This window comes from Pseudomonas sp. BN505 (assembly GCF_029873175.1).
Lineage (GTDB): Bacteria > Pseudomonadota > Gammaproteobacteria > Pseudomonadales > Pseudomonadaceae > Aquipseudomonas > Aquipseudomonas putida.
The window spans coordinates 434,458-458,964 of sequence record NZ_SSOI01000045.1 but is presented as its reverse complement, the minus strand read 5'-3'; the positions used below and the strand labels follow the sequence as shown (position 1 = coordinate 458,964).

General features: G+C 63.1%; 19 protein-coding genes. 11 read left to right on the top strand and 8 right to left on the bottom strand.

Annotated features, from left to right (window positions below; genetic code table 11):
* Positions 1-115: 115 nt before the first annotated feature.
* Both rapA and E8E78_RS15270 read left to right on the top strand, forming a co-directional pair.
* On the top strand, positions 116-2,962 hold the full coding sequence (gene rapA / locus E8E78_RS15275; protein WP_016498263.1) for an RNA polymerase-associated protein RapA: 2,847 nt from the start codon (positions 116-118) through the stop codon (positions 2,960-2,962).
* A 228-nt stretch (positions 2,963-3,190) separates the two neighbouring features.
* Positions 3,191-5,455 (top strand): EAL domain-containing protein, encoded by a 2,265-nt coding sequence (locus tag E8E78_RS15270; RefSeq protein ID WP_114942510.1) that lies wholly within the window; start codon positions 3,191-3,193, stop codon positions 5,453-5,455.
* On the opposite strand, the gene E8E78_RS15265 is transcribed toward E8E78_RS15270, so the two are convergent.
* Complete coding sequence (locus tag E8E78_RS15265) at positions 5,355-6,242, bottom strand: NAD(P)-dependent oxidoreductase (RefSeq protein WP_059395487.1); 888 nt, start codon at positions 6,240-6,242, stop codon at positions 5,355-5,357. The two genes, E8E78_RS15270 and E8E78_RS15265, sit on opposite strands and share 101 nt — an antisense overlap.
* Positions 6,243-6,412: 170 nt before the next feature.
* On the bottom strand, positions 6,413-6,724 hold the full coding sequence (locus tag E8E78_RS15260) for a DUF2288 domain-containing protein (RefSeq protein ID WP_016498260.1): 312 nt from the start codon (positions 6,722-6,724) through the stop codon (positions 6,413-6,415).
* A 359-nt stretch (positions 6,725-7,083) separates the two neighbouring features.
* Here E8E78_RS15260 and E8E78_RS15255 point away from each other — a divergent pair, with 359 nt between their 5' ends.
* From E8E78_RS15255 to nhaA, 8 genes are all read left to right on the top strand, one after another.
* On the top strand, positions 7,084-8,199 hold the full coding sequence (locus E8E78_RS15255) for a branched-chain amino acid ABC transporter substrate-binding protein (RefSeq protein ID WP_049277846.1): 1,116 nt from the start codon (positions 7,084-7,086) through the stop codon (positions 8,197-8,199).
* Positions 8,200-8,385: 186 nt separating this feature from the next.
* Positions 8,386-9,309, top strand: a complete 924-nt coding sequence (gene livH / locus E8E78_RS15250) for a high-affinity branched-chain amino acid ABC transporter permease LivH (protein ID WP_008097482.1) — start codon at positions 8,386-8,388, stop codon at positions 9,307-9,309.
* Positions 9,306-10,562: a high-affinity branched-chain amino acid ABC transporter permease LivM gene (locus E8E78_RS15245; RefSeq protein WP_016498258.1), complete on the top strand. Its 1,257-nt coding sequence runs from the start codon at positions 9,306-9,308 to the stop codon at positions 10,560-10,562. The genes livH and E8E78_RS15245 overlap by 4 nt, the downstream gene beginning before the upstream one ends.
* Positions 10,559-11,326, top strand: coding sequence for a high-affinity branched-chain amino acid ABC transporter ATP-binding protein LivG (gene livG, locus E8E78_RS15240; RefSeq protein WP_003254878.1), 768 nt, complete (start codon positions 10,559-10,561; stop codon positions 11,324-11,326). Before E8E78_RS15245 ends, livG begins: the two co-directional genes overlap by 4 nt.
* Positions 11,327-12,028, top strand: coding sequence for an ABC transporter ATP-binding protein (locus E8E78_RS15235; protein ID WP_016498257.1), 702 nt, complete (start codon positions 11,327-11,329; stop codon positions 12,026-12,028).
* A gap of 116 nt (positions 12,029-12,144) precedes the next feature.
* The gene (locus tag E8E78_RS15230; RefSeq protein WP_059395485.1) at positions 12,145-12,819 is read left to right on the top strand and encodes a hypothetical protein; all 675 of its coding nucleotides are present in this window, start codon (positions 12,145-12,147) and stop codon (positions 12,817-12,819) included.
* A 103-nt stretch (positions 12,820-12,922) separates the two neighbouring features.
* Complete coding sequence (locus E8E78_RS15225) at positions 12,923-14,530, top strand: NAD(P)/FAD-dependent oxidoreductase (protein WP_041167602.1); 1,608 nt, start codon at positions 12,923-12,925, stop codon at positions 14,528-14,530.
* 314 nt (positions 14,531-14,844) lie between these two features.
* A complete protein-coding gene (gene nhaA / locus E8E78_RS15220; RefSeq protein ID WP_049273285.1) occupies positions 14,845-16,020 on the top strand; it encodes a Na+/H+ antiporter NhaA in 1,176 nt (391 codons plus the stop codon).
* 69 nt (positions 16,021-16,089) lie between these two features.
* Here nhaA and E8E78_RS15215 read toward each other — a convergent pair whose 3' ends face one another.
* Positions 16,090-16,554, bottom strand: a complete 465-nt coding sequence (locus E8E78_RS15215) for a glycine zipper 2TM domain-containing protein (RefSeq protein WP_009684613.1) — start codon at positions 16,552-16,554, stop codon at positions 16,090-16,092.
* A gap of 147 nt (positions 16,555-16,701) precedes the next feature.
* Between E8E78_RS15215 and E8E78_RS15210 the strand changes: the two genes are divergently transcribed.
* Entirely contained in the window at positions 16,702-16,935 is a 234-nt protein-coding gene (locus E8E78_RS15210; RefSeq protein ID WP_049273289.1) for a hypothetical protein, read from the top strand.
* Positions 16,936-16,974: 39 nt separating this feature from the next.
* Here the strand turns inward: E8E78_RS15210 and pdxH are convergent, their stop codons facing one another.
* From pdxH to dinG, 5 genes are all read right to left on the bottom strand, one after another.
* Positions 16,975-17,622, bottom strand: coding sequence for a pyridoxamine 5'-phosphate oxidase (pdxH, locus tag E8E78_RS15205; protein WP_049273290.1), 648 nt, complete (start codon positions 17,620-17,622; stop codon positions 16,975-16,977).
* A gap of 19 nt (positions 17,623-17,641) precedes the next feature.
* Positions 17,642-18,634 (bottom strand): OmpA family protein, encoded by a 993-nt coding sequence (locus E8E78_RS15200; RefSeq protein ID WP_049273292.1) that lies wholly within the window; start codon positions 18,632-18,634, stop codon positions 17,642-17,644.
* Positions 18,635-18,733: 99 nt separating this feature from the next.
* On the bottom strand, positions 18,734-19,879 hold the full coding sequence (locus E8E78_RS15195) for a serine hydrolase domain-containing protein (RefSeq protein WP_084966537.1): 1,146 nt from the start codon (positions 19,877-19,879) through the stop codon (positions 18,734-18,736).
* 110 nt (positions 19,880-19,989) lie between these two features.
* Positions 19,990-22,224, bottom strand: coding sequence for a beta-galactosidase (locus E8E78_RS15190; RefSeq protein WP_197862886.1), 2,235 nt, complete (start codon positions 22,222-22,224; stop codon positions 19,990-19,992).
* Between the two features lie 80 nt (positions 22,225-22,304).
* Positions 22,305-24,449, bottom strand: a complete 2,145-nt coding sequence (dinG, locus tag E8E78_RS15185; protein WP_043197540.1) for an ATP-dependent DNA helicase DinG — start codon at positions 24,447-24,449, stop codon at positions 22,305-22,307.
* Positions 24,450-24,507: the final 58 nt, after the last annotated feature.

The following is a 24,507-nucleotide window of genomic DNA, read 5'->3' as shown; positions in this document are numbered from 1 at the left end:
GCTAGACTGACTAACTTCCTGTTGTCGATCGGCACCTTTCGGTGCGTTCGCACTTTGGTCTGACCGGCCGATCCGTTAACATAATCGGCTTTTTCATCGCGGGAGTTCAGGCAGTATGGCGCAGCAGTATCAACCGGGGCAACGCTGGATCAGCGACAGCGAAGCAGAGCTCGGCCTGGGTACCATCCTGGCGCAGGATGGCCGCCTGTTGACCGTGCTCTATCCGGCCACTGGCGACACCCGCCAGTATTCCCTGCGCAACGCGCCGCTGACCCGCGTGCGCTTCTCGCCAGGTGACCAGATCACCCACTTCGAGGGCTGGAAGCTGACCGTGCGCGAAGTCGATGACATCGACGGGCTGATGGTCTACCACGGCCTGGACGGGCAGAACCAGCCGCGTACCCTGCCAGAAACCCAGCTGTCGAACTTCATCCAGTTCCGCCTGGCAAGTGACCGGCTGTTTGCAGGGCAGATCGACCCCCTGTCGTGGTTCAGCCTGCGCTACAACACCCTGCAGCACACCAGCAAGCAGATGCAGTCGGCGCTGTGGGGCCTGGGTGGCTGCCGCGCGCAACCGATCGCCCACCAGTTGCACATCGCTCGCGAAGTCGCCGACCGCAGCGCCCCGCGGGTACTGCTGGCCGACGAAGTGGGCCTGGGTAAAACCATCGAGGCCGGCCTGGTGATCCATCGCCAGCTGCTCTCGGGCCGCGCCAGCCGCGTGCTGATCCTGGTACCGGAAAACCTCCAGCACCAGTGGCTGGTGGAAATGCGCCGCCGCTTCAACCTGCAAGTGGCCCTGTTCGATGCCGAGCGCTTTATCGAAAGCGACGCCAGCAACCCGTTCGAGGATGCCCAGCTGGCGCTGGTTGCACTGGAATGGCTGGTCGACGACGAAAAGGCCCAGGACGCATTGTTTGCCGCTGGCTGGGACATGATGGTCGTCGACGAGGCCCACCACCTGGTCTGGCATGAAGACCAGGTCAGCGCCGAATACGGCCTGGTCGAGCAACTGGCCCAGGTGATCCCGGGCGTGCTGCTGCTCACCGCCACCCCCGAGCAGCTTGGCCAGGACAGCCACTTCGCCCGCCTGCGCCTGCTCGACCCCAACCGCTTCCACGACCTGGCCGCATTCCGCGCCGAGAGCGAGCACTATCGCCCGGTGGCTGAAGCCGTGCAGGAGCTGCTCGATGAAGGCCGCCTGTCGCCCAAGGCCCACGCCACCATCCAGGGTTTCCTGGGTGCCGAAGGCGAAGCCCTGTTGGCTGCAGTCAGCGACGGCGACAGCCAGGCCAGCGCACGCCTGATCCGCGAGCTGCTGGACCGCCACGGCACCGGCCGCGTCCTGTTCCGTAACACCCGTGCGGCGATCCAGGGCTTCCCCGAGCGCCAGTTGCACCCTTACCCGCTGGCCACACCCGAGCAGTACCGCGACCTGCCAGCCGGCGAGCACGCCGAGCTGTACCCGGAAGTCGCCTTCCAGGCCCAGGGTGATGTGGCTGACGACGAGCGCTGGTGGCGTTTCGACCCGCGCGTCGACTGGCTGATCGACACCCTGAAGATGCTCAAGCGCACCAAGGTACTGGTCATCTGCGCGCACGCCGAAACCGCCATGGACCTGGAAGACGCCCTGCGCGTGCGCTCCGGCATCCCGGCCTCGGTGTTCCATGAAGGCATGAACATCCTCGAGCGCGACCGCGCCGCCGCCTACTTCGCCGACGAAGAATTCGGTGCGCAAGTGCTGATCTGCTCCGAGATCGGCAGCGAAGGGCGCAACTTCCAGTTCGCCCATCACCTGGTGATGTTCGACCTGCCAGCACACCCGGACCTGCTCGAACAGCGTATCGGCCGCCTTGACCGGATCGGCCAGAAGCACACCATCCAGTTGCACATTCCGTACCTGCTGGGCAGCCCACAAGAGCGCCTGTTCCAGTGGTACCACGAAGGCCTTAACGCCTTCCTCAACACCTGCCCTACCGGCAACGCCCTTCAGCACCAGTTCGGCCCACGCCTGCTGTCGCTGCTTGAAGGTGGCGAGAGCAAGGCCTGGGATTCCCTGGTGGACGACGCCCGCAGCGAGCGCGAGCGCCTGGAAGCCGAACTGCACACTGGCCGCGACCGCCTGCTGGAGCTCAACTCCGGCGGTGCCGGCGAAGGCCAGGCGCTGGTCGAGGCCATTCTCGAACAGGACGACCAGTTTGCCCTGCCGATCTACATGGAAACCCTGTTCGACGCCTTCGGCATCGACAGCGAAGACCATTCCGAGAACGCCCTGATCCTCAAGCCGAGCGAAAAGATGCTCGATGCCAGCTTCCCGCTGGGCGACGACGAAGGCGTGACCATCACCTACGACCGTGCCCAGGCGCTGTCGCGTGAGGACATGCAGTTCCTCACCTGGGAGCACCCGATGGTGCAGGGCGGCATGGACCTGGTGCTGTCCGGCTCTATGGGCAACACCGCCGTGGCGCTGATCAAGAACAAGGCACTCAAACCGGGCACCGTCCTGCTCGAATTGCTGTTCGTCAGCGAGGTGGTGGCACCACGCAGCCTGCAGCTGGGCCGCTACCTGCCGCCGGCCGCACTGCGCTGCCTGCTCGACGCCAACGGCAACGACCTGGCCTCCCGCGTGGCTTTCGAAACCCTCAACGAGCAGCTCGAGAGCGTACCGCGTGCCAGCGCCAACAAGTTCGTCCAGGCCCAGCGGGACGTGCTCGCCAAGCGCATCAGTGGCGGTGAAGAGAAGATCATGCCGACGCACGTCGAGCGCGTAGCCGAAGCCCAGCGCCGTCTGGCAGCCGAGGCCGACGAAGAGCTCGCCCGCCTGGTGGCCCTGCAAGCGGTCAACCCAAGCGTGCGCGACAGCGAAATCGACGCCCTGCGCAAGCAGCGTGAAGACGGCCTGGCGATGCTGGACAAGGCCGCCTTGCGCCTGGAGGCCATTCGCGTGCTGGTGGCTGGCTGATCTGATACGCCCGCTGGTGGCCTGACCACCATTTGTAGGAGCAGCCTTGTGCTGCGAAGAGGCCGTATGCCCCTCTTTATGCCTGATGGCGATTGGGTTGATAACCAAATCGTAGAAATCAATATGCCATTATTCAGGAAGGCTTAAACACCTCTTCCTATACTGCCTCTGGACAGTCTGCACAGGGTTGTAGCGCAGACGAGTGAAAACTCGATCATGGGGCACTCAATGGAATGGCTGGGGCTGCAACTGTTCACCGACCTTCCGGCAACCGGGCGCATCGTTATCGATTGCCGCCATGAACCGTTCCTGGTGCTGCTCGCCTACATCGTTGCCAGCGCGGCTTGCTTCGCGACCCTCGACATGGCCGAGCGCCACTCCCACAGCGAAGACCCCACTGCCCACCGACAATGGCACATGCTTGGCGCCTGCTGCCTGGCCGGTGGCATCTGGGCCATGCACTTCATCAGCATGCTGGCCTTCCAGGCGCCGGTGGAGGTGCACTACGACGTTTCCCTTACCATTCTTTCGCTGCTCATCGCCTTGGGCGTCGCCTGGGTGACCATGCACAGCCTGGACCGCAGCCAGATGCGCGCGCATCACTTCCTGCTGAGCGCAGTACTGATCGGCCTGGGCATCATCCTCATGCACTTTGTGGGCATGGCTGCGATGCAAACCGGCGCCCAGCAGTACTACCAGACTGGCCTGTTGCTGGTCTCTGCTGCCCTTGCCCTACTCACCAGCCTGGCAGCGTTGTGCCTGGCCCGGTACTTGCGCAATGGCAGCGGCACGCTGCACCAGGCCATGAAGTACGGCGCCAGCCTGCTGATAGCCGGTGGTATCGTCGCCACCCACTTTACCGCCATGTCGGCCATGACCCTGGTGATCCCGGCCGACACCGCACTGCGCCTGCCCTCTGGTGACAACAGCCTGCAACTGGGGCTGGGCATCGGCTTCATCACCCTGCTTATCAGTGGCGCCAGCATCAGCGCCGCACTGGCCGACAAGAAGCTGCAGAGCAAGGAGCACGACCTGCGCCGGGTCAGCATACTGCTCAGCCAACTGGACCAGGCCCGCGCCTCGCTGCAGCAGGCCGCGCACTACGACGCCCTGACCAATCTGGTCAACCGCCGTGGCTTCAACCAGGTGTTCGCCGAGCGCCTGGCCGATCACCAGGCCACGGAAAACCGCCTGGCAGTGATGTTCCTCGACATCGACCACTTCAAGCGCATCAACGACAGCCTTGGCCACGACGCTGGCGACGAACTGCTCAAGGTGATCGCCAACCACATCAAGGCCGCCACCCGCAATCAGGACCTGGTTGCACGCCTGGGCGGCGACGAGTTCTGCGTGGTCACCAGCCTCAACAGCTGCGACGAAGCCCGCCACCTGGCACAACGCATCATGCAACGGATGAAAGAGCCCATCGACCTGGGTGGGCGGCGCATGGTCATGACCACCAGCATTGGCGTCAGCATTTTCCCCGACGACGGCAACAGCGCCGAGGAACTGCTCAAGCATGCCGACCTCGCCCTTTACCAGTCCAAGGATAGCGGGCGCAACAGCCTGCACTTTTTCAACCATAACCTGAAAACCCAGGCCTCCTTTGCACTGCAACTGGAGGAAGAGCTGCGCCTGGCCCTGCTCGACGAGCGTGGCCTGTGCGTGCATTACCAACCTATCTTCGACATGCACAGTGGGCAGGTGGCCAAGCTCGAAGCCCTGGTGCGCTGGCATCACCCCCAGCACGGCCTGCTGGCGCCCGATAGCTTCATCGGCATTGCCGAAGCCAACGGCCTGATCATCGACCTTGACCTGTGGGTGATGCGCCACGCCTGCGCCGACCTGGCGCACCTGCAGCGCCACGGTTATGGCGACATCAAGGTGACGGTCAATTGCTCAGCCGTAACCCTCAGCCACGATGAACTGCCCAACGAAGTGGAGAAGGCGCTGTTCCACGCCGGGCTCGGGCCCCGGAACCTGGAGCTGGAAGTGACCGAAAACGCCCTGATGGGCGATATCCAGCGTACCGTCAACCTGCTCAAGCGCGTGCGTGCCCTTGGCGTGGCGCTGTCGATCGACGACTTCGGTACCGGCTACTCGTCACTGGCCTACCTCAAGCGCCTGCCGCTGGACGTGCTGAAGATTGACCGCACCTTCCTGCAGGATGTGCCGGGCAGCCAGAAGGACCGCGAGATCGTCCAGGCAATCATCGTCATGGCGCATACCCTGCACCTGCAGGTTGTCAGCGAAGGCGTAGAAACCGTCGAACAGCAGGCATTCCTTGAAGCCCATGGCTGCGACTACCTGCAGGGCTACCTGCTGGGCCGCCCGGTACCGCTAGCCGATCTGCGGCCGCTACTGGAGCGGCTGCAGCGCCAAAGCGAGGGAGTCAGCCCTTGTTGCGGTACAGCTCTACAAGGGTCGCCGGATCTTTTTGCAGGTAACCCTGGCTACCGTGCAGGCGCATCAGCTGCGCGGCGAGGCCACTGAGCGGCGTCGCCGAACCCTGCTCACGGGAAAACTTGACTGCGCCATCGAGGTCTTTGAGCAGCGTGCGCACGTGCCACTTGATTGGCTCGAAGCGGCTTTCGGCCATTTGCGGCGCGAGGATCTGCAGCGGCTTGGAATCGGCAAAGCCACCCGCCAGTGCTTCGGCGATCAGCGTCGCGTCTACCCCGGACTGCTCGGCCAGCGCCACCACTTCGGCGATTGCCAGCGCATTGCACGCCACGATCATCTGGTTGCAGGCCTTGGTCACCTGCCCGGCCCCCACAGCCCCCATGTGCGTCACGCGCTGACCAAGCACCTGCAGCACTGGGCGTGCTCGCTCAAGGTCGGCCGCTTCACCGCCAACCATGATCGCCAACGTACCGGCCTCGGCACCGGGTGTGCCACCGGACACCGGGGCATCCAGCCAGGCCATCCCGCACAGTACCGCGAGTTCGGCGGCCATTTCACGGGTGGCGGTGGGTTCCAGGCTGGAGAAATCGATCAGCAACTGGCCACTGCGCCCACCCTGGGCAATGCCGTGCTCGCCGAACACCACCTCGCGGACCACGGCCGTGTCGGCCAGGCACAGCAGTACCATGTCGCTCCCCTGGCACAATTCGGCGGGGCTGCTGGCCAGGCGCGCGCCGGCAGCGACCAGCGCAGCACACTTTTCCGGGCTGCGGTTCCACACGGTCAGCGGGTACCCCGCCGCCAGCAGGCGTCGGCACATGGGCAGGCCCATCAGGCCAATGCCGGCGAATCCAAGCGAAGGTAGTGCAGTGCTCATCAATGACTCCTGGCTATTCGAATTGTTTTCCAGGCTGGCCGGAACGGTGGATACATTACGCATCCCGTAAACTGTTACCGCCACGCCGAATTGTTACTTACCTCTACCCGCCCTGAACGCCTTCAAGCACCAAAACGGGGCTGCTGCGCATTTTTACGCACCAAAAAAGATCATGCTTCAGCCGGGCGCTTCGCCTGAATCACGATAAACGGCGAAACCACCACGGCCCAGATCTCTGGATCGCGGCTTTGCAGGTCCAGTGCCTGCTCGGCCGACACCGGCCCAACAGTGCCATCACTACGCCATTTGGCGAAGATCTCGCTGCGATTCTCGGCCATTGCCTCGGCAACGGTGATCAGGTCGAGGCTGGGGTCGACCCAAATCAGGTCACCCTTGGCCCAGAAACGCTCCAGGGCTTTCCACTCGATGATTGCCGTCTCGCCAAGCAATTTGGCATAGAGGGTGCTTGTTTGATCAGTCATGGGCGGTATCCGCAAAAATCGGCCACTAAAAAAGGTCGGCATTTTTGCAGAAAAACCCGGGTACAAATATGTAATTTGGTCGATTGACCCCGAACTTGTGGGGCGGGGTCGCAGATACAGGCCATTTGATGGCGCCTTTTTGTATCTTTCTGTCGAGCAAGCGACAACCCAGGAAACAGGCACTTTTTGACGGCTTTCCAAGCGCTCAAACAGCGCTCTACACTGTACCGGTACAGTTCCGGGACATGTTCCGGGGGAAGGTGGGCTTGCGCGTTGGCATGGCCACGCTGCAAATCCCGCCCGGTCTGTAGCCCTGGCCGCCAGGACTATAAGAATTACAACAGAATGAGTGGAGCACTATGATCAAGATTTCCAAGCTGTTCGCCGCAATGGTACTGGCCGGGGTAGCCAGCCATTCGTTTGCCGCCGATACCATCAAGATCGGCATCGCCGGTCCGAAGACGGGTCCTGTGACCCAGTACGGCGACATGCAGTTCATCGGCGCAAAGCAAGCCATCAAGGATATCAACGCCGCGGGCGGCGTCGATGGCAAGATGCTCGAAGCCAAGGAATACGACGACGCGTGCGACCCTAAACAGGCCGTGGCAGTCGCCAACAAAGTGGTCAACGACGGCGTCAAGTTCGTCATCGGCCACCTGTGCTCCAGCTCCACCCAGCCCGCGTCCGACATCTACGAAGATGAAGGCGTGATCATGATCACCCCCGCCGCCACCAGCCCGGAAATCACCGCGCGTGGCTATAAAATGATCTTCCGTACCATTGGCCTGGACAGCGCCCAGGGCCCAGCGGCCGGCAACTACATCGCCGACCACGTCAAGCCGAAGGTCGTTGCGGTGCTGCACGACAAGCAGCAGTACGGTGAAGGCATCGCCACCGCGGTCAAGCAGACCCTGGAAAGCAAAGGCACCAAGGTTGCCGTGTTCGAAGGCCTGAACGCGGGTGACAAGGACTTCTCCTCGATCATCCAGAAGCTCAAGCAGAACAATGTCGACTTCGTCTACTACGGCGGCTACCACCCAGAGCTGGGCCTGATCCTGCGCCAGGCACAGGAAAAAGGCCTGAAAGCCAAGTTCATGGGCCCAGAGGGTGTGGGTAACGACTCGATCTCGCAGATCGCCCAGAACGCCTCCGAAGGCCTGCTGGTCACCCTGCCGAAGTCGTTCGACGCCGATCCTAAAAACAAGGCCATCGTCGACGCCATCAAGGCCGACGGCAAAGACCCGAGCGGCCCGTTCGTGTTCCCTGCCTACTCGGCTGTCCAACTGATCGCCGAAGGCATCAAAGCGGCCAAGTCCGAAGACGCCGAGAAGGTGGCAGAAGCCATCCACGCCGGTACCTTCAAGACCCCGACCGGCGACCTGTCGTACGACGCCAAAGGCGACCTGAAAGACTTCAAGTTCGTGGTATACGAATGGCACTTCGGCAAGCCGAAGACCGAAGTCTCCCCTCAGTAACTGCGTGACTAAATAGCTGACCGTAGAAGCCCACTGTGCGAGCAGTGGGCTTTGTTTTACGAGGTTCATGGGCCCGACTCCCGCGATCCGGGGGCGGGCCCACCTGAAAATCTTAAAACCGTCACCCGCGGTTTCCTGGCATACCCCCGCCAGCGAAATGCAAATCAGGTTTTTAGGAGCGCTGTAATGCCTGAGATCTACCATTTCTTCCAACAACTGGTTAATGGATTGACCATCGGCAGCACCTATGCCTTGATCGCCATCGGCTACACGATGGTGTACGGCATCATTGGCATGATCAACTTCGCCCACGGCGAGGTGTACATGATCGGTTCCTACGTGGCCTTCATCGCCCTGGCGGGCCTGGCCATGATGGGCATCCATTCGCTGCCGATCCTGATGACCGTTGCCTTCGTCGCGACGATCTTCGTCACCAGTGCCTATGGTTACAGTATCGAACGGGTTGCCTACCGCCCCTTGCGCAACAGCAACCGTCTGATCCCGCTGATTTCTGCCATCGGCATGTCGATCTTCCTGCAGAACACCGTCTTGCTGTCGCAAGACTCCAAGGACAAGTCCATCCCCAACCTGATCCCCGGAAGCTTCTCGTTCGGGCCAGGCGGTGCGGAGGAAGTTCTGATCAGCTACATGCAGATCCTGGTGTTCGTGGTCACCCTCGTGGCAATGACCCTGCTCACCCTGTTCATCTCCCGTTCCCGCCTGGGCCGCGCCTGCCGCGCCTGCGCCGAAGACATCAAGATGGCCAACCTGCTGGGCATCAACACCAACAACATCATCGCCCTCACCTTCGTCATCGGTGCCGCCCTGGCGGCGGTGGCGGCCGTGCTGCTGAGCATGCAGTACGGGGTGATCAACCCCAACGCCGGTTTCCTGGTGGGCCTCAAAGCCTTTACCGCGGCGGTGCTGGGTGGCATCGGCAGCATTCCGGGCGCCATGCTCGGCGGGCTGGTGCTGGGTGTAGCCGAAGCCTTTGGCGCCGACATCTTCGGCGACCAGTACAAGGACGTGGTGGCATTCGGCTTGTTGGTTCTTGTCCTGCTATTCCGGCCGACCGGCATCCTGGGCCGCCCGGAGGTTGAAAAAGTATGAGCAAAAATCTCAAACAGGCGTTCTTCAGCGCCTTGCTGGTCTGGGCCGTGGCCTTCCCGGTGCTGGGCCTGAAACTGAGCATCGACGGCATCAGCCTGGTCGTGCACAGTCAGGGTTCGTTCACCATCAGCATCATCGCCGTGTGCTCGGTATTGATGTTCCTGCGCGTGCTGTTCGACAAGCAGTGGAGTTCGGTGATGGGCCGCCGTTCGGATCGCAAGCTGATCCCGCCGGCCGTCAGCAACTACCTGACCCTGCCCAAGACCCAGCGCTATGTGATCATTGGTCTGATCGTTGCGGCACTGGTGTGGCCGTTCTTCGGCTCGCGCGGTGCGGTCGACATCGCCACGCTGATCCTGATCTACGTGTTGCTGGGCCTGGGCCTGAACATCGTGGTCGGCCTGGCGGGCCTGCTCGACCTCGGTTACGTCGGCTTCTATGCCGTCGGCGCCTACAGCTACGCCATGCTCTCGCACTACCTGGGCTGGAGCTTCTGGGTGTGCCTGCCGATTGCCGGCCTGATGGCCGCCACCTTCGGCTTCCTGCTTGGCTTCCCGGTGCTGCGCCTGCGCGGTGACTACCTGGCGATCGTGACCCTTGGCTTCGGCGAGATCATCCGCCTGTTCCTGCGCAACCTCACCGACTGGACCGGCGGCCCCAACGGTATCAGCAACATCCCCAAGCCGGAGTTCTTCGGCCTCACCTTCGAACGCCGTGCCGCCGAGGGCATGCAGACCTTCCACGAGTTCTTCGGGCTGGAATACAACTCGATCAACAAGGTCATCTTCCTCTACCTGGTAGCCCTGCTGCTGGCCCTGCTCGCGCTGTTCGTGATCAACCGCCTGCTGCGCATGCCGATCGGCCGCGCCTGGGAAGCCCTGCGTGAAGACGAGATCGCCTGCCGCGCGCTGGGCCTGAACCCGACCGTGATCAAGCTGTCGGCTTTCACCCTGGGCGCCGCGTTCGCCGGTTTTGCCGGCAGCTTCTTCGCCGCCCGCCAAGGGCTGGTCACACCAGAGTCGTTCACCTTCATCGAGTCGGCGATCATCCTCGCCATCGTCGTGCTCGGCGGCATGGGCTCACAACTGGGCGTGATCCTCGCGGCCATCGTGATGATCCTGTTGCCCGAGCTGATGCGTGAGTTCAGCGAATACCGGATGCTGATGTTCGGTGCGCTGATGGTGTTGATGATGATCTGGCGTCCGCAAGGCTTGCTGCCTATGCAACGTCCACACATGGAGCTGCATCGATGAGCCGTGAAATTCTGCAAGTCAGCGGCCTGAGCATGCGCTTCGGCGGCTTGTTGGCGGTCAACGGCGTGGCCCTGACCGTCAAGGAAAAACAGGTGGTGGCGCTCATCGGCCCGAACGGCGCCGGCAAGACCACCGTGTTCAACTGCCTGACCGGTTTCTACAAGCCCAGCGGCGGCACCATCCTGCTCGATGGCCAGCCGATCCAGGGCCTGGCCGGCCATCAGATCGCCCGCAAGGGCGTGGTGCGGACCTTCCAGAACGTGCGCCTGTTCAAGGAAATGACCGCGTTGGAAAACCTGCTGATCGCCCAGCACCGTCACCTGAACACCAACTTCTTCGCCGGCCTGTTCAAGACCCCGAGCTTCCGCCGCAGCGAGAAGGAGGCCATGGAACGCGCGCAGTACTGGCTGGAGAAGGTCAACCTGACCGAATTCGCCAACCGTACCGCCGGCACCCTGGCCTACGGCCAGCAACGCCGCCTGGAAATCGCCCGCTGCATGATGACCCAGCCGCGCATCATCATGCTCGACGAACCGGCCGCGGGCCTGAACCCGAAGGAAACCGAAGACCTCAAGGCACTGATCGCCTACCTGCGTGAGTCGCACAACGTCACCGTGCTGCTGATCGAGCACGACATGAAGCTGGTGATGAGCATCTCCGACCATATAGTGGTGATCAACCAGGGCACCCCCCTGGCCCACGGCACGCCGGAAGAGATCCGCGACAACCCTGATGTGATCAAAGCCTACCTGGGGGAAGCGTAAATGCTGAAGTTCGAAAACGTTTCCACCTTCTACGGCAAGATCCAGGCGCTGCACAGCGTGAACGTGGAGATCAACCAGGGCGAGATCGTCACCCTGATCGGTGCCAACGGCGCCGGCAAGTCGACCTTGCTGATGACCCTGTGCGGCTCGCCGCAGGCGCACAGTGGCAGCATCAAGTACCTAGGTGAAGAACTGGTCGGCCAGCCGTCCTCGCACATCATGCGCAAGAGCATTGCCGTGGTGCCTGAAGGCCGCCGCGTGTTCGCCCGCCTGACCGTCGAGGAAAACCTGGCGATGGGTGGCTTCTTCACCAACAAGGGCGACTATCAGGAGCAGCTGGACAAGGTGTTGCAGCTGTTCCCGCGCCTGAAGGAGCGTTATATCCAGCGTGGCGGCACCATGTCTGGTGGCGAGCAGCAGATGCTCGCCATTGGCCGGGCGCTGATGAGCAAGCCCAAGCTGTTGCTGCTCGACGAGCCCTCGCTGGGCCTGGCGCCGATCATCATCCAGCAGATCTTCGACATCATCGAACAGCTGCGCCGCGACGGCGTGACCGTGTTCCTGGTGGAGCAGAATGCCAACCAGGCGCTCAAGGTCGCTGACCGCGCCTATGTGCTGGAGAACGGCCGGGTGGTGATGCAGGGGACGGGGGAAGCGCTGTTGACCGACCCGAAGGTGCGCGACGCGTACCTGGGGGGTTGATCCGGAAAGGGCCTTCGGGCCCTTTTTCATGCCTGCTGAATGTGTATGACTTGAGATCCCCACACACCCTGCGTAACGTGGCCAGCTCTTTGGAAAAGATCCCCGGAGTTCGCCCCATGCGCCTCACCCCCACCCTGCTGCTCACCGCCCTGCTGCCCCTGTTCGCCGGCTGCCAGCTCATGGCTGACGCGCCAAGCGACCCGAACATCGGCACCACGCGCATGCAGGGCGAACTGCGTGCCGCCGGTGGCCAGCTGCTGTTCAAGCCGTGCAGCGAAAACCGCACGTTCGTGATCAACGACGTCGGCGCCACCGGCATCCTGCAGGAGGCCGCCAACCTCGCCAAAGACGCCAACGACAAACTGTTCGCCGACGTCCGTGGCCGCCTCACCGGCAGCAAGCAGGCCAACAACGACGGCCAGCTGGAAGTGCGCCGCCTGTACCGCCTGGAACCCTCCACGCGCGCCTGCGAAGACCCCAACTTCAAGCAGCTGACCCTGCGCGCCAATGGTCATGAACCCGATTGGGACATCAAGGCCAGCGGCAAGGGCATGGTGCTCACTCGCGTGGGCCAGCAGCCTCTGCCCCTGCCGTTTCTGGAAGAAGAAGTACCCGGCGGCGGCCTTACCCTTACCAGCGAAGCCAACGGCCAGCACGTGGAACTGTGGGTCGCGCCGCAGCGCTGCGTAGACAGCGCCACGGGCGCCATCCACCACCTGCGTGCCGAGCTGCGCATCGACGGCAAGACCCTGCAGGGCTGCGGCTACTACGGCGGCGCGCGCGACAACTGATCGCCGGGTGCTTTTATCCTGCCAGTCGGGGCGGCTAACAGCTTATACTTGGCGGTTTGTGTAAAGCCGCCGGCCGCCCATGGCCGGGATACTGGACCCTGCCATGCTACGAATCACCGAACTCAAGCTGCCCCTGGACCATCCCGACGAAGCGCTGCGTGAAGCCATCGTCCAGCGCCTGGGCATCCGCGACGAGCAACTGCTCAGCTTCAACCTGTTCAAGCGCAGCTACGATGCGCGCAAGAAGAACAGCGAGTTGCTGTTCATCTACACCATCGACCTCGAAGCCAGCAACGAAGCCGAGCTGCTCGACAAGTTCGCCGACGATCACAACATCGGCCCGGCACCGGACGTGACCTACAAGTATGTCGGCCACGCCCCGGCCGACGTGCAGGAACGCCCGATCGTGGTCGGTTTCGGCCCGTGCGGCATCTTCGCCGGCCTGCTGTTGGCGCAGATGGGCTTCAAGCCGATCATCCTCGAACGTGGCAAGGAGGTGCGCCAGCGCACCAAGGACACCTGGGGCCTGTGGCGCAAAAGCGTGCTCAACCCAGAGTCCAATGTACAGTTCGGCGAAGGCGGCGCCGGTACCTTCTCTGACGGCAAGCTGTACAGCCAGATCAAGGACCCGCAGCACCACGGCCGAAAAGTGCTGGAAGAGTTCGTCAAGGCCGGTGCGCCGGACGAGATCCTGTACATCAACAAACCGCACATCGGCACTTTCCGCCTTACCGGCATGGTCGAGCAGATGCGCCAGGACATGATCGCCCTCGGCGCGGAAGTACGCTTCCAGGAAAAGGTCACCGACCTGCTGGTCGAAGACGGCCAACTGACCGGCGTGGTGCTGGAGAGTGGCGAACAGCTGCACTCGCGCCATGTGGTCCTGGCCCTTGGCCACAGCGCCCGCGACACCTTCCGCATGCTGCATGCCAAGGGCGTGTACATGGAAGCCAAGCCGTTCTCGGTCGGCTTCCGTATCGAGCACCCGCAAACGCTGATCGACAAAGCGCGCCTGGGCAAGTACGCCGGCCACCCGAAACTAGGCGCCGCCGACTACAAGCTGGTGTACCACGCCAAGAACGGCCGCTCGGTATACAGCTTCTGCATGTGCCCGGGTGGCACCGTGGTCGCCGCCACCAGCGAACCAGGCCGGGTGGTCACCAACGGCATGAGCCAGTACTCGCGTAACGAGCGCAACGCCAACTCTGGCATCGTCGTCGGCATTGACCCCGAGCGCGACTACCCGGGCGGCCCGCTGGCCGGTATTGAACTGCAAGAGCGTCTGGAAGCCCACGCCTACGTGATGGGCGGCAGCAACTACCAGGCCCCGGCGCAGCTGGTGGGTGACTTCGTTGCAGGCCGGCCATCGACCGCCCTGGGCAGTGTCGAACCGTCCTACAAACCAGGCGTGACCTTGGGTGACCTGGCGCCGAGCCTGCCCGACTTCGCCATCGAAGCCATCCGTGAGGCACTGCCGGCGTTCGACCGCCAGATCAAGGGTTACAACCTGCATGACGCGGTGTTGACCGGGATCGAGACGCGGACCTCGTCGCCACTGCGCATTACCCGGGGTGAGGATTACCAGAGCCTGAACCTGAAAGGGTTGTTCCCGGCGGGTGAAGGCGCCGGCTACGCGGGCGGCATTCTGTCCGCGGGTGTGGACGGGATCCGTATTGCCGAGGCGGTAGCGCGGGATATGCTCGGCCTGTAATTTTGTGTCGCCTGTCAGGGCCCTTTCGCGGGTAAACCCGCTCCCACAGCTACTGCACAGTACTTGAGAACTGCGCAGTAGCTGTAGGAGCGGGCGCGCCCCGCGAAAGAGCCCTTGCAGGAATCAGAAATATCCAACCCGAACATCAGGCATTCCCTCCCCCTTCCACCCCCGTCTGCATCTAGGCTTCACACAGCCTAGCCGGCAACACCATATAACAAAAACGAATATAGTTTTTGTTTTAAAGCATATCGTCACAGGCTAGGGTGTACGCCCGTTCCATTCGTAAACTGCTCATGGAGAGCCTATAGCCCGTGCGTAGCCTGTTTACCCGTTTCTTCCAGCTTGAAGCCGCCAGCGGCCTGCTGCTGATCGCCGCCGCCGTCTTGGCACTGATCATCAACAACTCGCCACTGTCCTACCTGTACAGCGGGCTGCTCGATGTGCCCGTCGCCGTCCAGGTCGGCGCGCTGAATATCGCCAAGCCTTTGTTGCTGTGGATCAATGACGGCCTCATGGCCCTGTTCTTCTTGCTCATCGGCCTTGAGGTCAAGCGCGAGGTGGTCGACGGCCACCTGTCCAAACCTGCCCAGGTGATCCTGCCTGCCACTGCTGCCGTGGGCGGCATGGTGGTGCCTGCACTGATCTACTGGTTCATCAACCGCGACAACCCGGCGGCCGTGGCCGGCTGGGCGATCCCCACTGCCACCGACATCGCGTTCGCCCTTGGCGTGCTGGCCCTGCTGGGCAAACGCGTACCGGTATCGCTGAAGCTGTTCCTGATGACTTTGGCGATCATCGACGACTTGGGCGCGATCATCGTCATCGCCCTGTTCTATTCCGGGACCCTGTCGAGCGTGTCGCTGCTACTGGCTGCGGCCTGCCTGGTGGCGCTGGTAGCGATGAACCGGCTTGGCGTGGTCAAGCTTGGGCCGTACATGATCGTTGGCCTGATCCTGTGGGTCTGCGTACTCAAGAGTGGCGTACATGCCACTCTGGCCGGTGTCGCCCTGGCCTTGTGCATCCCGCTGCGTACCCGCAACGCCGAGACTTCGCCACTGCTGTCCCTTGAGCATGCCCTGCATCCTTGGGTCGCTTATGCCATTTTGCCGATTTTCGCCTTCGCCAATGCCGGCGTCTCGCTGGCAGGCATGAGCGTAGACAGCTTCACCCACCCGGTGCCGATGGGCATCGCGGTTGGCCTGCTGCTGGGCAAGACCGTGGGCGTTTTCGGCTTGACATGGCTGGCGGTCAAGCTGCGCATGGCCGCGCTGCCTGAGGGTGCCGGCTGGGGGCAAATACTGGGGGTGGCGATACTCTGCGGCATCGGTTTCACCATGAGCCTGTTCGTTGGCTCGCTCGCCTTCGCGCCGGGTAGCAGCGATTACGCCGGTATGGACCGCATGGGTATTCTTACCGGCTCGTTCTTCGCCGCAGTGATCGGCTACGCCGTCATCGCCATGGCAAGCCGCAAAACCCGTGTTGGTTGACGTTGCTGATGCATGAAAAAACCCCGACTGGCAGCAGCCATGTCGGGGTTTTGTTTTACTGCGCTACGGTCAGTGCGAAACGCGGCTGGTGCCATCAACAGTCATGATGCGCACGCGGTCGCCAACGCGGAAGATTTCGTTCTCCTGCACAGCCTGCACGTAGGCACGCATGCTGCCATCGTCCTCACGCACGGTGATTTCGACGCCTTGGGTGCGGGTCAGGCCTTCTTCTGCAGCGGAACCGGCCAGGCCACCGGCCACGGCACCGATCACGGCTGCAACAATGCTGCCACGGCCACCGCCTACAGCACTGCCGGCTACGCCACCAACGATGGCGCCAGCGCCACCGCCGATCGGGGTTTTGGTACCTTCGATCTTGACCGGGCGCAGGGATTCGATGGTGCCCATGCGCACGGTTTGCACGCGGCGGGCTTCATCACGGGAGTAGCTGTCACCGGTCAGGCTCGAGGCACAGCCCCCCAGCAACAGCGACATGGTGGTAAAGGTCGCCACCAGCAAAGCGGATTTACGCATGGGTAAAGTCTCCATAAGTCAGGTGCTCATTAGACGCTGCACGTTGACGGCTGTCACGGTACAAACGTAATAAAATTGTTTTCATTCAGCCGGGGTACAGCCTGTGCGGTTGTGCCATAGGCTCATCAATTGAGACCAAGGATAGCCATGGATTACTTCATCGTCGTGGTCACCACCGTTGCCGGGCTGTATTTCCATTGGTGGCTGTATGTACGCATGCGCCGGTGGATGGACCGTGACCTGGCGTTGTCGCTGGCGGGGGCTGACCCTGGAAAGCGCACGTTCATGCTGGAAAAATTGGCGCAGGCGCGGCAGGAGAAGGTGGGGCGCAAGCAACTGGCGGGGTGGTTGGAGCGCGAGGCGGCGGGGTATCCGGGGTAGTCTGGTGGATCACTGGGGCCGCTTTGCGGCCCCAAATTCTCAGGGTGCCAGCCGCTCCCGCAGCCATTGCCCATCCACCAGCCGGTAGTTCAACCGGTCATGCAGGCGGCTCGCCCGCCCCTGCCAGAACTCGATGCGCTCAGGCAACAGGCGATAACCACCCCAGTGCTCCGGGCAGTGCGGCTGGGTGTCGGAGAAGCGCGCTTCGGTGGCCTTGACCAGGCCCTCCAGCTCTTCACGACCGGCAATCACCCGGCTCTGCGGCGAAGCCCAGGCGCCCAGGCGGCTGCCCAGCGGGCGCACCTGGTAGTAGTCGTCCGACTCCTTGGCCGTGACCTTTTCCACCCGCCCTTCGATGCGCACCTGGCGCTCCAGCGCCGGCCAGAAGAAGGTCATGGCCGCAAAAGGGTTGGCCTGCAGTTGCTGGCCCTTGGCGCTCTCGTAGTTGGTGAAGAAGGTAAAGCCCTGCTCATCGAGCCCCTTCAACAACAGTACGCGGCAATGTGGGCGGCCTTTGCCGTCCACAGTCGCCAGGGTCATGGCATTGGCTTCCACCGGTACCTGCTCGGTCTTCACCGCATCGGCAAACCACTGGTGGAACAAAGCGAACGGCTCCCCCGGGGCCTGGGCTTCGGCCAGGCCATCACGGGTGTAGTCGCGGCGCATATCGGCCAGGGATTGGGTCATTGCTGCGTTTCCTTGACGATCAGTTGGTCTTCGCAGGGCTGTTGGCAGCTACTTTCTTGTCAGCGGTAGCTTTCTTGGCGGCAGGCTTGGCGGCTGCCTTGGCCGGCGCAGCTGTTTTCTTGGCCGTGGTCTTGGCAGGGGCCTTGGCCTTGGCAACAGGTTTCTTCGCCGCAGGCTTCTTGGCTGCTGGCTTGCTGTCGACGGCCTTGGCTGCAGGTGCCTTGGCATCCTGCACCGCAACCATCGAGGCAGGTGCAGGTGCCGGAGCGGCCTGCTGGTACTTGGCCAACAGCGCGACCATGGTGTTCTGCGGAGTCAGCAGCATTTCCACGCGGCGGTTCAGGGCACGGCCCTCGGCGCTGTCGTTGGCGGCGCGTGGCATGACCGAACCCATGCCCTTGAGGGTCAGGCGGTCACGCTGCAAGCCGCTGAGGCGGAAGATGGCCGACACCGAGGCGGCGCGCTCCAGGCTGAGTTTCTGGTTGGCAGCGGTAGCACCGCTGGTGTCGGCATGGCCCAGTACCAGCACGGCAGTCTTGGGGTCACCTTCGACGGTCTTGGCCACCCGGGTGATCGGGCCGAGGGTCATTGGCAGCAGCATGTTCGGGCGATCAGGGTTGTACGAGCTGTCCACCGGCAGGGTGACCGCCAGCACATTGTCGCGGCGCTCCAACTCCAGCTTGCTGTCCTTGATGGCTTCGCGCAGCTTGGGCTCGTACTCGTCCAGCCAGGCCTGGGTGGCCTTCTGGTCGATCTTCGGCACGACCGGCCCTTTGGCTTGCTTGTCATCACCGCCGAACGGCCACCACCAGCGGCTGGCGCTTTCGGACTTGGCATCGGCCTTGGCTACTTTTTCGGTGACGGCTGCCTTCACTTCCTGCTCGGCGACCTTGTCGGAACCGAAAGGCCACCAGCTGGAGCCACCTTCCTTGGAGCCGTCCGGAGAATGACTGGCGCAGCCGGTAACGGCGGTCAGGCACAGGGCGAGTGCTAAGGTTTTATGTGAAGACATCAGCGATACACCATGAATTAGAAAGAGATTTTGCCAACGCACATGAGGCGTTGGCATTGAGGATAGTCAAAGGGGCGGGGCAATACCCGCATTACCCGATCAAAGGCAACTGGCAAGAACACGGACCAGTTTCTGGGCTCGTGGATCCATGAGCACGTAGGGACCAAGTGTATTGACCACGAAACCGAAGGCCACGTCGTGCTCCGGGTCGGCAAAACCGACCGAGCCACCAGCACCTGGGTGGCCGAAGGCGCGGGCGCCGAGGCCAAAGGTGGCATTGGCCACATCAGGCTGGTCGAGCATGCAGCCCAGACCAAAGCGGGTCTGGGTGAGCAAGGTGCGGTCCTGGCCGAGGCTGTGCTCGCGGGTCAGTTCATCAAGCAGTTCGGACTCGAGCAGGCTGCCGTCCAGCAAACCGGCATAGAACCCTGCCAGGCTGCGGGCATTGCCATGGCCATTGGCCGCCGGCTGTTGCATACGTCGCCATTCCGGCTTATTGGTGCTGGTCAGGATCGCCGGCGGGTTGGTGAAAGCACGGGTCGATAGCGCCTCGGGTTCGCGCATGGTCACCTGCAGCAAGCGCTGCGCGGCGGCGTCCCCAGGGTTGCCCTTGCCACGGGCGATGTGCGCCACGCGGTAGAACTCTTCGTCTGCCAGGCCAACATGGAAGTCCAACCCCAACGGGCGGGCGGTGCGGGCCACGATCGAGTCGCCAGGGCCACGGCCATCGGCGCGGCTGATCAGCTCGCCGATCAGCCAGCCGTAGGTGATGGCGGCATAACCGTGTTCGCTACCGGGTGTCCACCATGGCGTTTCAGCCGCCAGGGCATTGACCATGGCCTGCCAGTCGTACAGGGCTTCGGCGGGCAGCAGCTCACGGATGGCCGGCAAGCCGGCGCGGTGACTGAGCAGCTGGCGCAAGGTGATCGACTGTTTACCGGCCTGGGCGAACTCGGGCCAGTAATTGGCCACAGGTGCATCGAGGGCCAGCTTGCCCTCGCCCACCAGTTGCAGGGCGGTGACAGCGGTGAAGGTCTTGGTACAGGAGAACAGGTTGGCGATGGTGTCGCTGTGCCAGGCCTGCTGGCCATCCTTGTCGGCACTGCCGGCCCACAGGTCGACGACGGTTTCGCCACCGACCTGGATGCACAGCGCAGCGCCACGCTCCTGGGAATCTTCGAACAGCGCGGCAAAGGCTTCGCGCACGGCTTCGAACTTCAGCTCATAGTGACCCTGGATCTGCACCCGCTGTACTCCGTAGGACCATGTCCAAAAAAGGTGTGCATTGTTTCAGTAGTTGGGTGTTTTGCAAACTGGCTTGGGCCAAATGGTCGCGACGAACGGTAGCTTCGTGCTCAGGGAGCCGGTTTTTCCAGCAGGGTGCGCAATTGGCCCATCGCCTGCAGGTTGCTCTTGCGCACAGCGTCGACAAACCCCGGGTACGGCACATCGGTTATCGCCACCAGCCCGAGGTGGCCGTTTTCGCCGTCAAGCAGGCGGCCGCTGGCCGGCTGGTCGAGGTACTGGAACCAGTGCGCACCAACGATCATCGGCTGCGCCAGGGCCGCCTTGAGGAAGTTGCCGTAAGCCGGGCCGCGGTCTTCTTCCCGCGCCAGCTCCAGCGGCCCCGGCCAGAATGGCCCGCGATCTCGTGAACCGAACTGGAACTCGGACACCAGCACCGGCTTGTCCAGCTCGGCCAGGCGGGCAAAGTCGTAGCCGTCCTGCGGCTTGAGGGTATAGAAGTTGAAGCTGAGCACATCGCAGAACTCGGCACAGGCCTTGACCGCCTCTGGCGTGCTGAGCGCATAGCGGCCACCGAGCAGCAGGTGATTGGGGGCATGCCACTTCAATGAATCGGCAATGGTCTTGAAGTAGGTCTCGGCGAACACCTGCTGGAAGTGCTGGTAGTCGCGCTCGATTTCCGGGTGTTGCGGGTCGGGCAACGGCGCCTCGAAGCCAGGGTCTTCCATGAGTTCCCAGGCGGTCAGTTCGATGCCCCAGGCCTTGGACAGCCCTTGCTGATTGCGGTACTTGTCACGCAACTGCTTGAGGAAGGCGCGCTTGGCCGGTACATCGGTGGTCAGGCGCAAAGTGCCATAAGCCAGGCCATACCGGGCTTTAGGGTCGCTGCCTGGGGCAGCCCAGGCCAGCTCGTTGTCGGCGAAATAGCCAATCAGCCAAGGATCGTCACGGTGATCACGGGCGGCAATGGCCACGGCGCGCTCTGTGGCCATGGCAAAGCGCGGGTCGAACGGGTCGGGCATGCTGCCCCACCAGTCCATGCCGGTGCTGATGCTGGCGTAATCACCCACGATCGACAGCGGCAGGGTGTAGGGCATGCGCTTGGCCAGGCCCAGGGCGGGCTCGCTCCAGTTGCCGACCGTGTTGAAGCCCCAGGCCTGCAAACGGTCCAGCGCATGCGTTTGCCAGCGGGCAGCGTCCAGAACCAGTGGCGGGCAGTTGGCTGGCTGCCCTTCTGCGGCAGGCGGGCAGGGTTTGCCGTAGGTACGCTGCACGTTGGCGGCATAAAAATCGAACCAGCGCCCTTGCTTGAAGTGGCGCCCTTGCGACGAGGCATTGCCATCGTCGTTGTTGCCCTCGCCGTAGAATGCGGCCAGTGCATCGCCCTCGCCCGGCAACGCCTTGAACATGCCTTCACGGCCGGCGACGTAGGTACGCCCGCCATCTGCGGCGACGGCGTTCACCCCCAGGGAATAGAACGGGTTCCCTTCCGGTGTTACCAGGTACCAGCGGCCATTACGCTTTTCGGTGCGAAAGAAGCCCTTGGCCTCGAAGGCCGGCCCTGCCAGAAGCCCGCCATAGCCATCGAGTTGCTGCTTGCCGCGTTCAGCCAGCCAACCCTTGAGCTGCTGCTGTTCACGCGTATCGGCCGCCTTGAGCTGCTCGTCATTGGCAACCTTCTCGGGCCAATTGCCGCGCGTGGACTGGCCATAGGCATCAATCAGATCTTTATAGGCCGCTTTGTAGGCCTGGTCGTCATCCTGAATGCCCACCCGCTCGATCAGAAGGTTCTGCGCCACCTTTGGGCTGGGGATGCTCAGGCTGACCGAGGCCACCTGCTTGAGGTCTACCGCGCCCGTGCTGCTGGTCAGCAGCAAGCGCTGGCCACCATGGTTCCACGGCATGGGTGGGCCGGCGCGCATGCCCTGGCTCAGCGGCGAGCTGGCCGTCAGCGGCACCATCACGGTTTGCGCGGGGCCGGCCGGCAGGTCAACGCGGCTGGTCAAGGTGCGGCCATCGCTGCCTTGCACAGTCACATCCACCGTCAGCGCCCAGTCCATGGCACTTTGCATGCGCAACGTGAGGAACTGCCCGGTGGACCAATCCCACGCCCCGCCTTGCGGGCTCAGCCGCAGGGTGGGCCGCTCGACCGGGTTGAACACCACACGCCGCAACACCTCGCCCTCGGCCGTTTGCTCCGCGTTGTACTGCGGCATGCCGGCATCCGCGGTCACCACATTGACCACCGAGGCCGGGCGCACGAAGCTGAACAGCGTCTGCTGCCCGGCCAGCAAGGGCGAGCTGAACAACAGGGCGAAAACGGCGGGCAGGGTGAGGCGGACCATAAGGCTGGGGCTCTCCTTCAGGCCCCTCACGGGACCAAGACTGAGTAATGGACAACGCGCCGGAGCAAGTGCTCCGGCGGTCAGGAAATCTCCCGCCGGAACGGCGGCAGCGCATTGAGAATAGCCTTGCCGTAGCGCTGGGTGACCAGGCGCCGGTCAAGCAAGGTGATGACACCGCGATCCTGCTCGGTACGCAGCAGGCGCCCGCAGGCCTGGATCAGCTTCAGCGAGGCGTCGGGTACGGCAATTTCCATGAACGGGTTACCGCCGCGGGCTTCGATCCACTCCGCCAGTGCGGCTTCGACCGGGTCATCGGGCACGGCAAATGGAATCTTGGCAATCACCACATGCTCGCAATAGGCGCCAGGCAGGTCGACACCCTCGGCAAAGCTTGCCAGGCCGAACAGCACGCTGTGCTGGCCATCGTCGACCCGCGCCTTGTGCTTGTTGAGGGTTTCCTGCTTGGACAGGTTGCCCTGGATCAGGACCAGCTTGCGCCAGTCACGGTCCAGGCCATCGAACACGTCCTGCATCTGCTTGCGCGAGGAGAACAGCACTAGCGCGCCACGGGCATCTTCGACGATGTTCGGCAGCTCGCGGATGATTGCCGCGGTGTGTGCCGCCGCATCGCGTGGGTCGGCCTTGAGGTCAGGCACCCGCAACAGGCCAGCGTCGCCGTGCACGAACGGGCTGGGCACCACACAGGTCATCGCATCACGCGGTAAACCGGAGCGCATGCGGAAGCGGTCGAACTTGCCCAGCGCGGTCAACGTCGCCGACGTCACCAGTGCACCGTGTGCAACGCTCCACAGGCTGCGGCGAAGCATCTCGGCGGCAAGGATCGGGCTGGCGTTGACTTCGATGTCGAACATCGCGCCGCTCTCGGCCAGCGTCAGCCAGCGAGCCATGGGCGGGCTGTCCTCCGGGTCTTCGGCGGTAAAGGCCGTCCACAGTTCCCAGTTGCCCTGGGCACGGGTGACCAGGCTGCCGAACAGCGGGTACCACTCCTCGGCCTGGTGGCTGGCGATGCCGATGTTGACCTCGCCGTCCATGCCTTCCTTGAGCAGGTCGGCCAGGCGAGTAAACAGGTCGTTGAGGCGGGCGAAGCCCTTCTTCAGCTCGATACCCACTTCACGCATCTGTTCCGGCACGACGCCGCCTTCGAAGCGATAGCGCGGGCGCTCGCGGCCCTCGGTGTCTTCACTGGGGCGGAAGTCGGCAACCTGCTCGCAGAGTGTGAACATGAACTGCTGCTGGGTGCGCACTTCGCGCGCCAGCTCTGGCACCTGCTCGATGTACTTGCCCAGGTCGCCGGGCAGCGGGTGCTGGGCCAGCAGCTTGGTCAGGTTCTTGGCGGTCTGTTCCAGCCAGTCTGCGGTGGAGCGCAGGCGCGAATAATGAGCGAAGTGGCCGATGGCCTTGTCTGGCAGGTGGTGGCCTTCGTCGAACACATACATGGTATCGCGCGGGTCGGGCAACACTGCACCCCCGCCCAGCGCCAGGTCGGCCAGCACCATGTCGTGGTTGGTAACGATCACGTCTACCTTGCCCATGCCTTCACGGGCCTTGTAGAACACGCACTGCTGGAAATTCGGGCAGTGGCGGCCGGTGCACTGGCTATGGTCGGTGGTCAGGCGGGCCCAGTCCTGGTCTTCCAGGGCTTCCGACCAGCTGTCACGGTCACCATCCCAGCGATTGCCGGCAAGCTTCTCGATCATGCTGTTGAACAGCTTCTGGCTGCGCTCGTCGACCTCGATTCGGAAGCCTTCTTCCTCGAACAACTGGGCAGTGGCCGACTGGGCGTGTCCCTCCTGCAGCAGGATGTCGAGCTTGGACAGGCACAGGTAGCGGCCACGGCCCTTGGCCAGGGCGAAGCTGAAGTTGAGCCCGCTGTTGCGCATCAGGTCGGGCAGGTCCTTGAAGACGATCTGCTCCTGCAGGGCCACGGTGGCTGTGGCGATCACCAGGCGCTTGCCAGCGGCCTTGGCGGCCGGGATGGCGGCCAGGCTGTAGGCCACCGTCTTGCCGGTACCGGTGCCCGCCTCCACGGCGACCACGGCAGGCTCGCCGGCACGGCGGCCTTCATCGTCGCAGGCAATGTCGCCAAGCACCTTGGCCACTTCGGCGATCATCAGGCGCTGGCCATAGCGAGGCTTGAGGCTCTTGGCTTCGAGAAAACGCGAGTAGGCGCCCTGGATGGTGGCTTTGAGTTCGTTGCTGATCATGGTCTGCAGGCGCCCGTCGGGCTGGATATATTTTCAGTGTTTCGCATGGGGCGGCTAT

What these genes read in the sequence shown, in the direction of transcription:
- rapA (WP_016498263.1), top strand. Translation starts at nt 116, where the DNA reads ATGGCGCAGCAGTATCAACCGGGGCAACGCTGGATCAGCGACAGCGAA.
- E8E78_RS15270 (WP_114942510.1), top strand. Translation starts at nt 3,191, where the DNA reads ATGGAATGGCTGGGGCTGCAACTGTTCACCGACCTTCCGGCAACCGGG.
- E8E78_RS15265 (WP_059395487.1), bottom strand. Translation starts at nt 6,242, where the DNA reads ATGAGCACTGCACTACCTTCGCTTGGATTCGCCGGCATTGGCCTGATG.
- E8E78_RS15260 (WP_016498260.1), bottom strand. Translation starts at nt 6,724, where the DNA reads ATGACTGATCAAACAAGCACCCTCTATGCCAAATTGCTTGGCGAGACG.
- E8E78_RS15255 (WP_049277846.1), top strand. Translation starts at nt 7,084, where the DNA reads ATGATCAAGATTTCCAAGCTGTTCGCCGCAATGGTACTGGCCGGGGTA.
- livH (WP_008097482.1), top strand. Translation starts at nt 8,386, where the DNA reads ATGCCTGAGATCTACCATTTCTTCCAACAACTGGTTAATGGATTGACC.
- E8E78_RS15245 (WP_016498258.1), top strand. Translation starts at nt 9,306, where the DNA reads ATGAGCAAAAATCTCAAACAGGCGTTCTTCAGCGCCTTGCTGGTCTGG.
- livG (WP_003254878.1), top strand. Translation starts at nt 10,559, where the DNA reads ATGAGCCGTGAAATTCTGCAAGTCAGCGGCCTGAGCATGCGCTTCGGC.
- E8E78_RS15235 (WP_016498257.1), top strand. Translation starts at nt 11,327, where the DNA reads ATGCTGAAGTTCGAAAACGTTTCCACCTTCTACGGCAAGATCCAGGCG.
- E8E78_RS15230 (WP_059395485.1), top strand. Translation starts at nt 12,145, where the DNA reads ATGCGCCTCACCCCCACCCTGCTGCTCACCGCCCTGCTGCCCCTGTTC.
- E8E78_RS15225 (WP_041167602.1), top strand. Translation starts at nt 12,923, where the DNA reads ATGCTACGAATCACCGAACTCAAGCTGCCCCTGGACCATCCCGACGAA.
- E8E78_RS15215 (WP_009684613.1), bottom strand. Translation starts at nt 16,554, where the DNA reads ATGCGTAAATCCGCTTTGCTGGTGGCGACCTTTACCACCATGTCGCTG.
- E8E78_RS15210 (WP_049273289.1), top strand. Translation starts at nt 16,702, where the DNA reads ATGGATTACTTCATCGTCGTGGTCACCACCGTTGCCGGGCTGTATTTC.
- pdxH (WP_049273290.1), bottom strand. Translation starts at nt 17,622, where the DNA reads ATGACCCAATCCCTGGCCGATATGCGCCGCGACTACACCCGTGATGGC.
- E8E78_RS15200 (WP_049273292.1), bottom strand. Translation starts at nt 18,634, where the DNA reads ATGTCTTCACATAAAACCTTAGCACTCGCCCTGTGCCTGACCGCCGTT.
- E8E78_RS15190 (WP_197862886.1), bottom strand. Translation starts at nt 22,224, where the DNA reads ATGGTCCGCCTCACCCTGCCCGCCGTTTTCGCCCTGTTGTTCAGCTCG.
- dinG (WP_043197540.1), bottom strand. Translation starts at nt 24,449, where the DNA reads ATGATCAGCAACGAACTCAAAGCCACCATCCAGGGCGCCTACTCGCGT.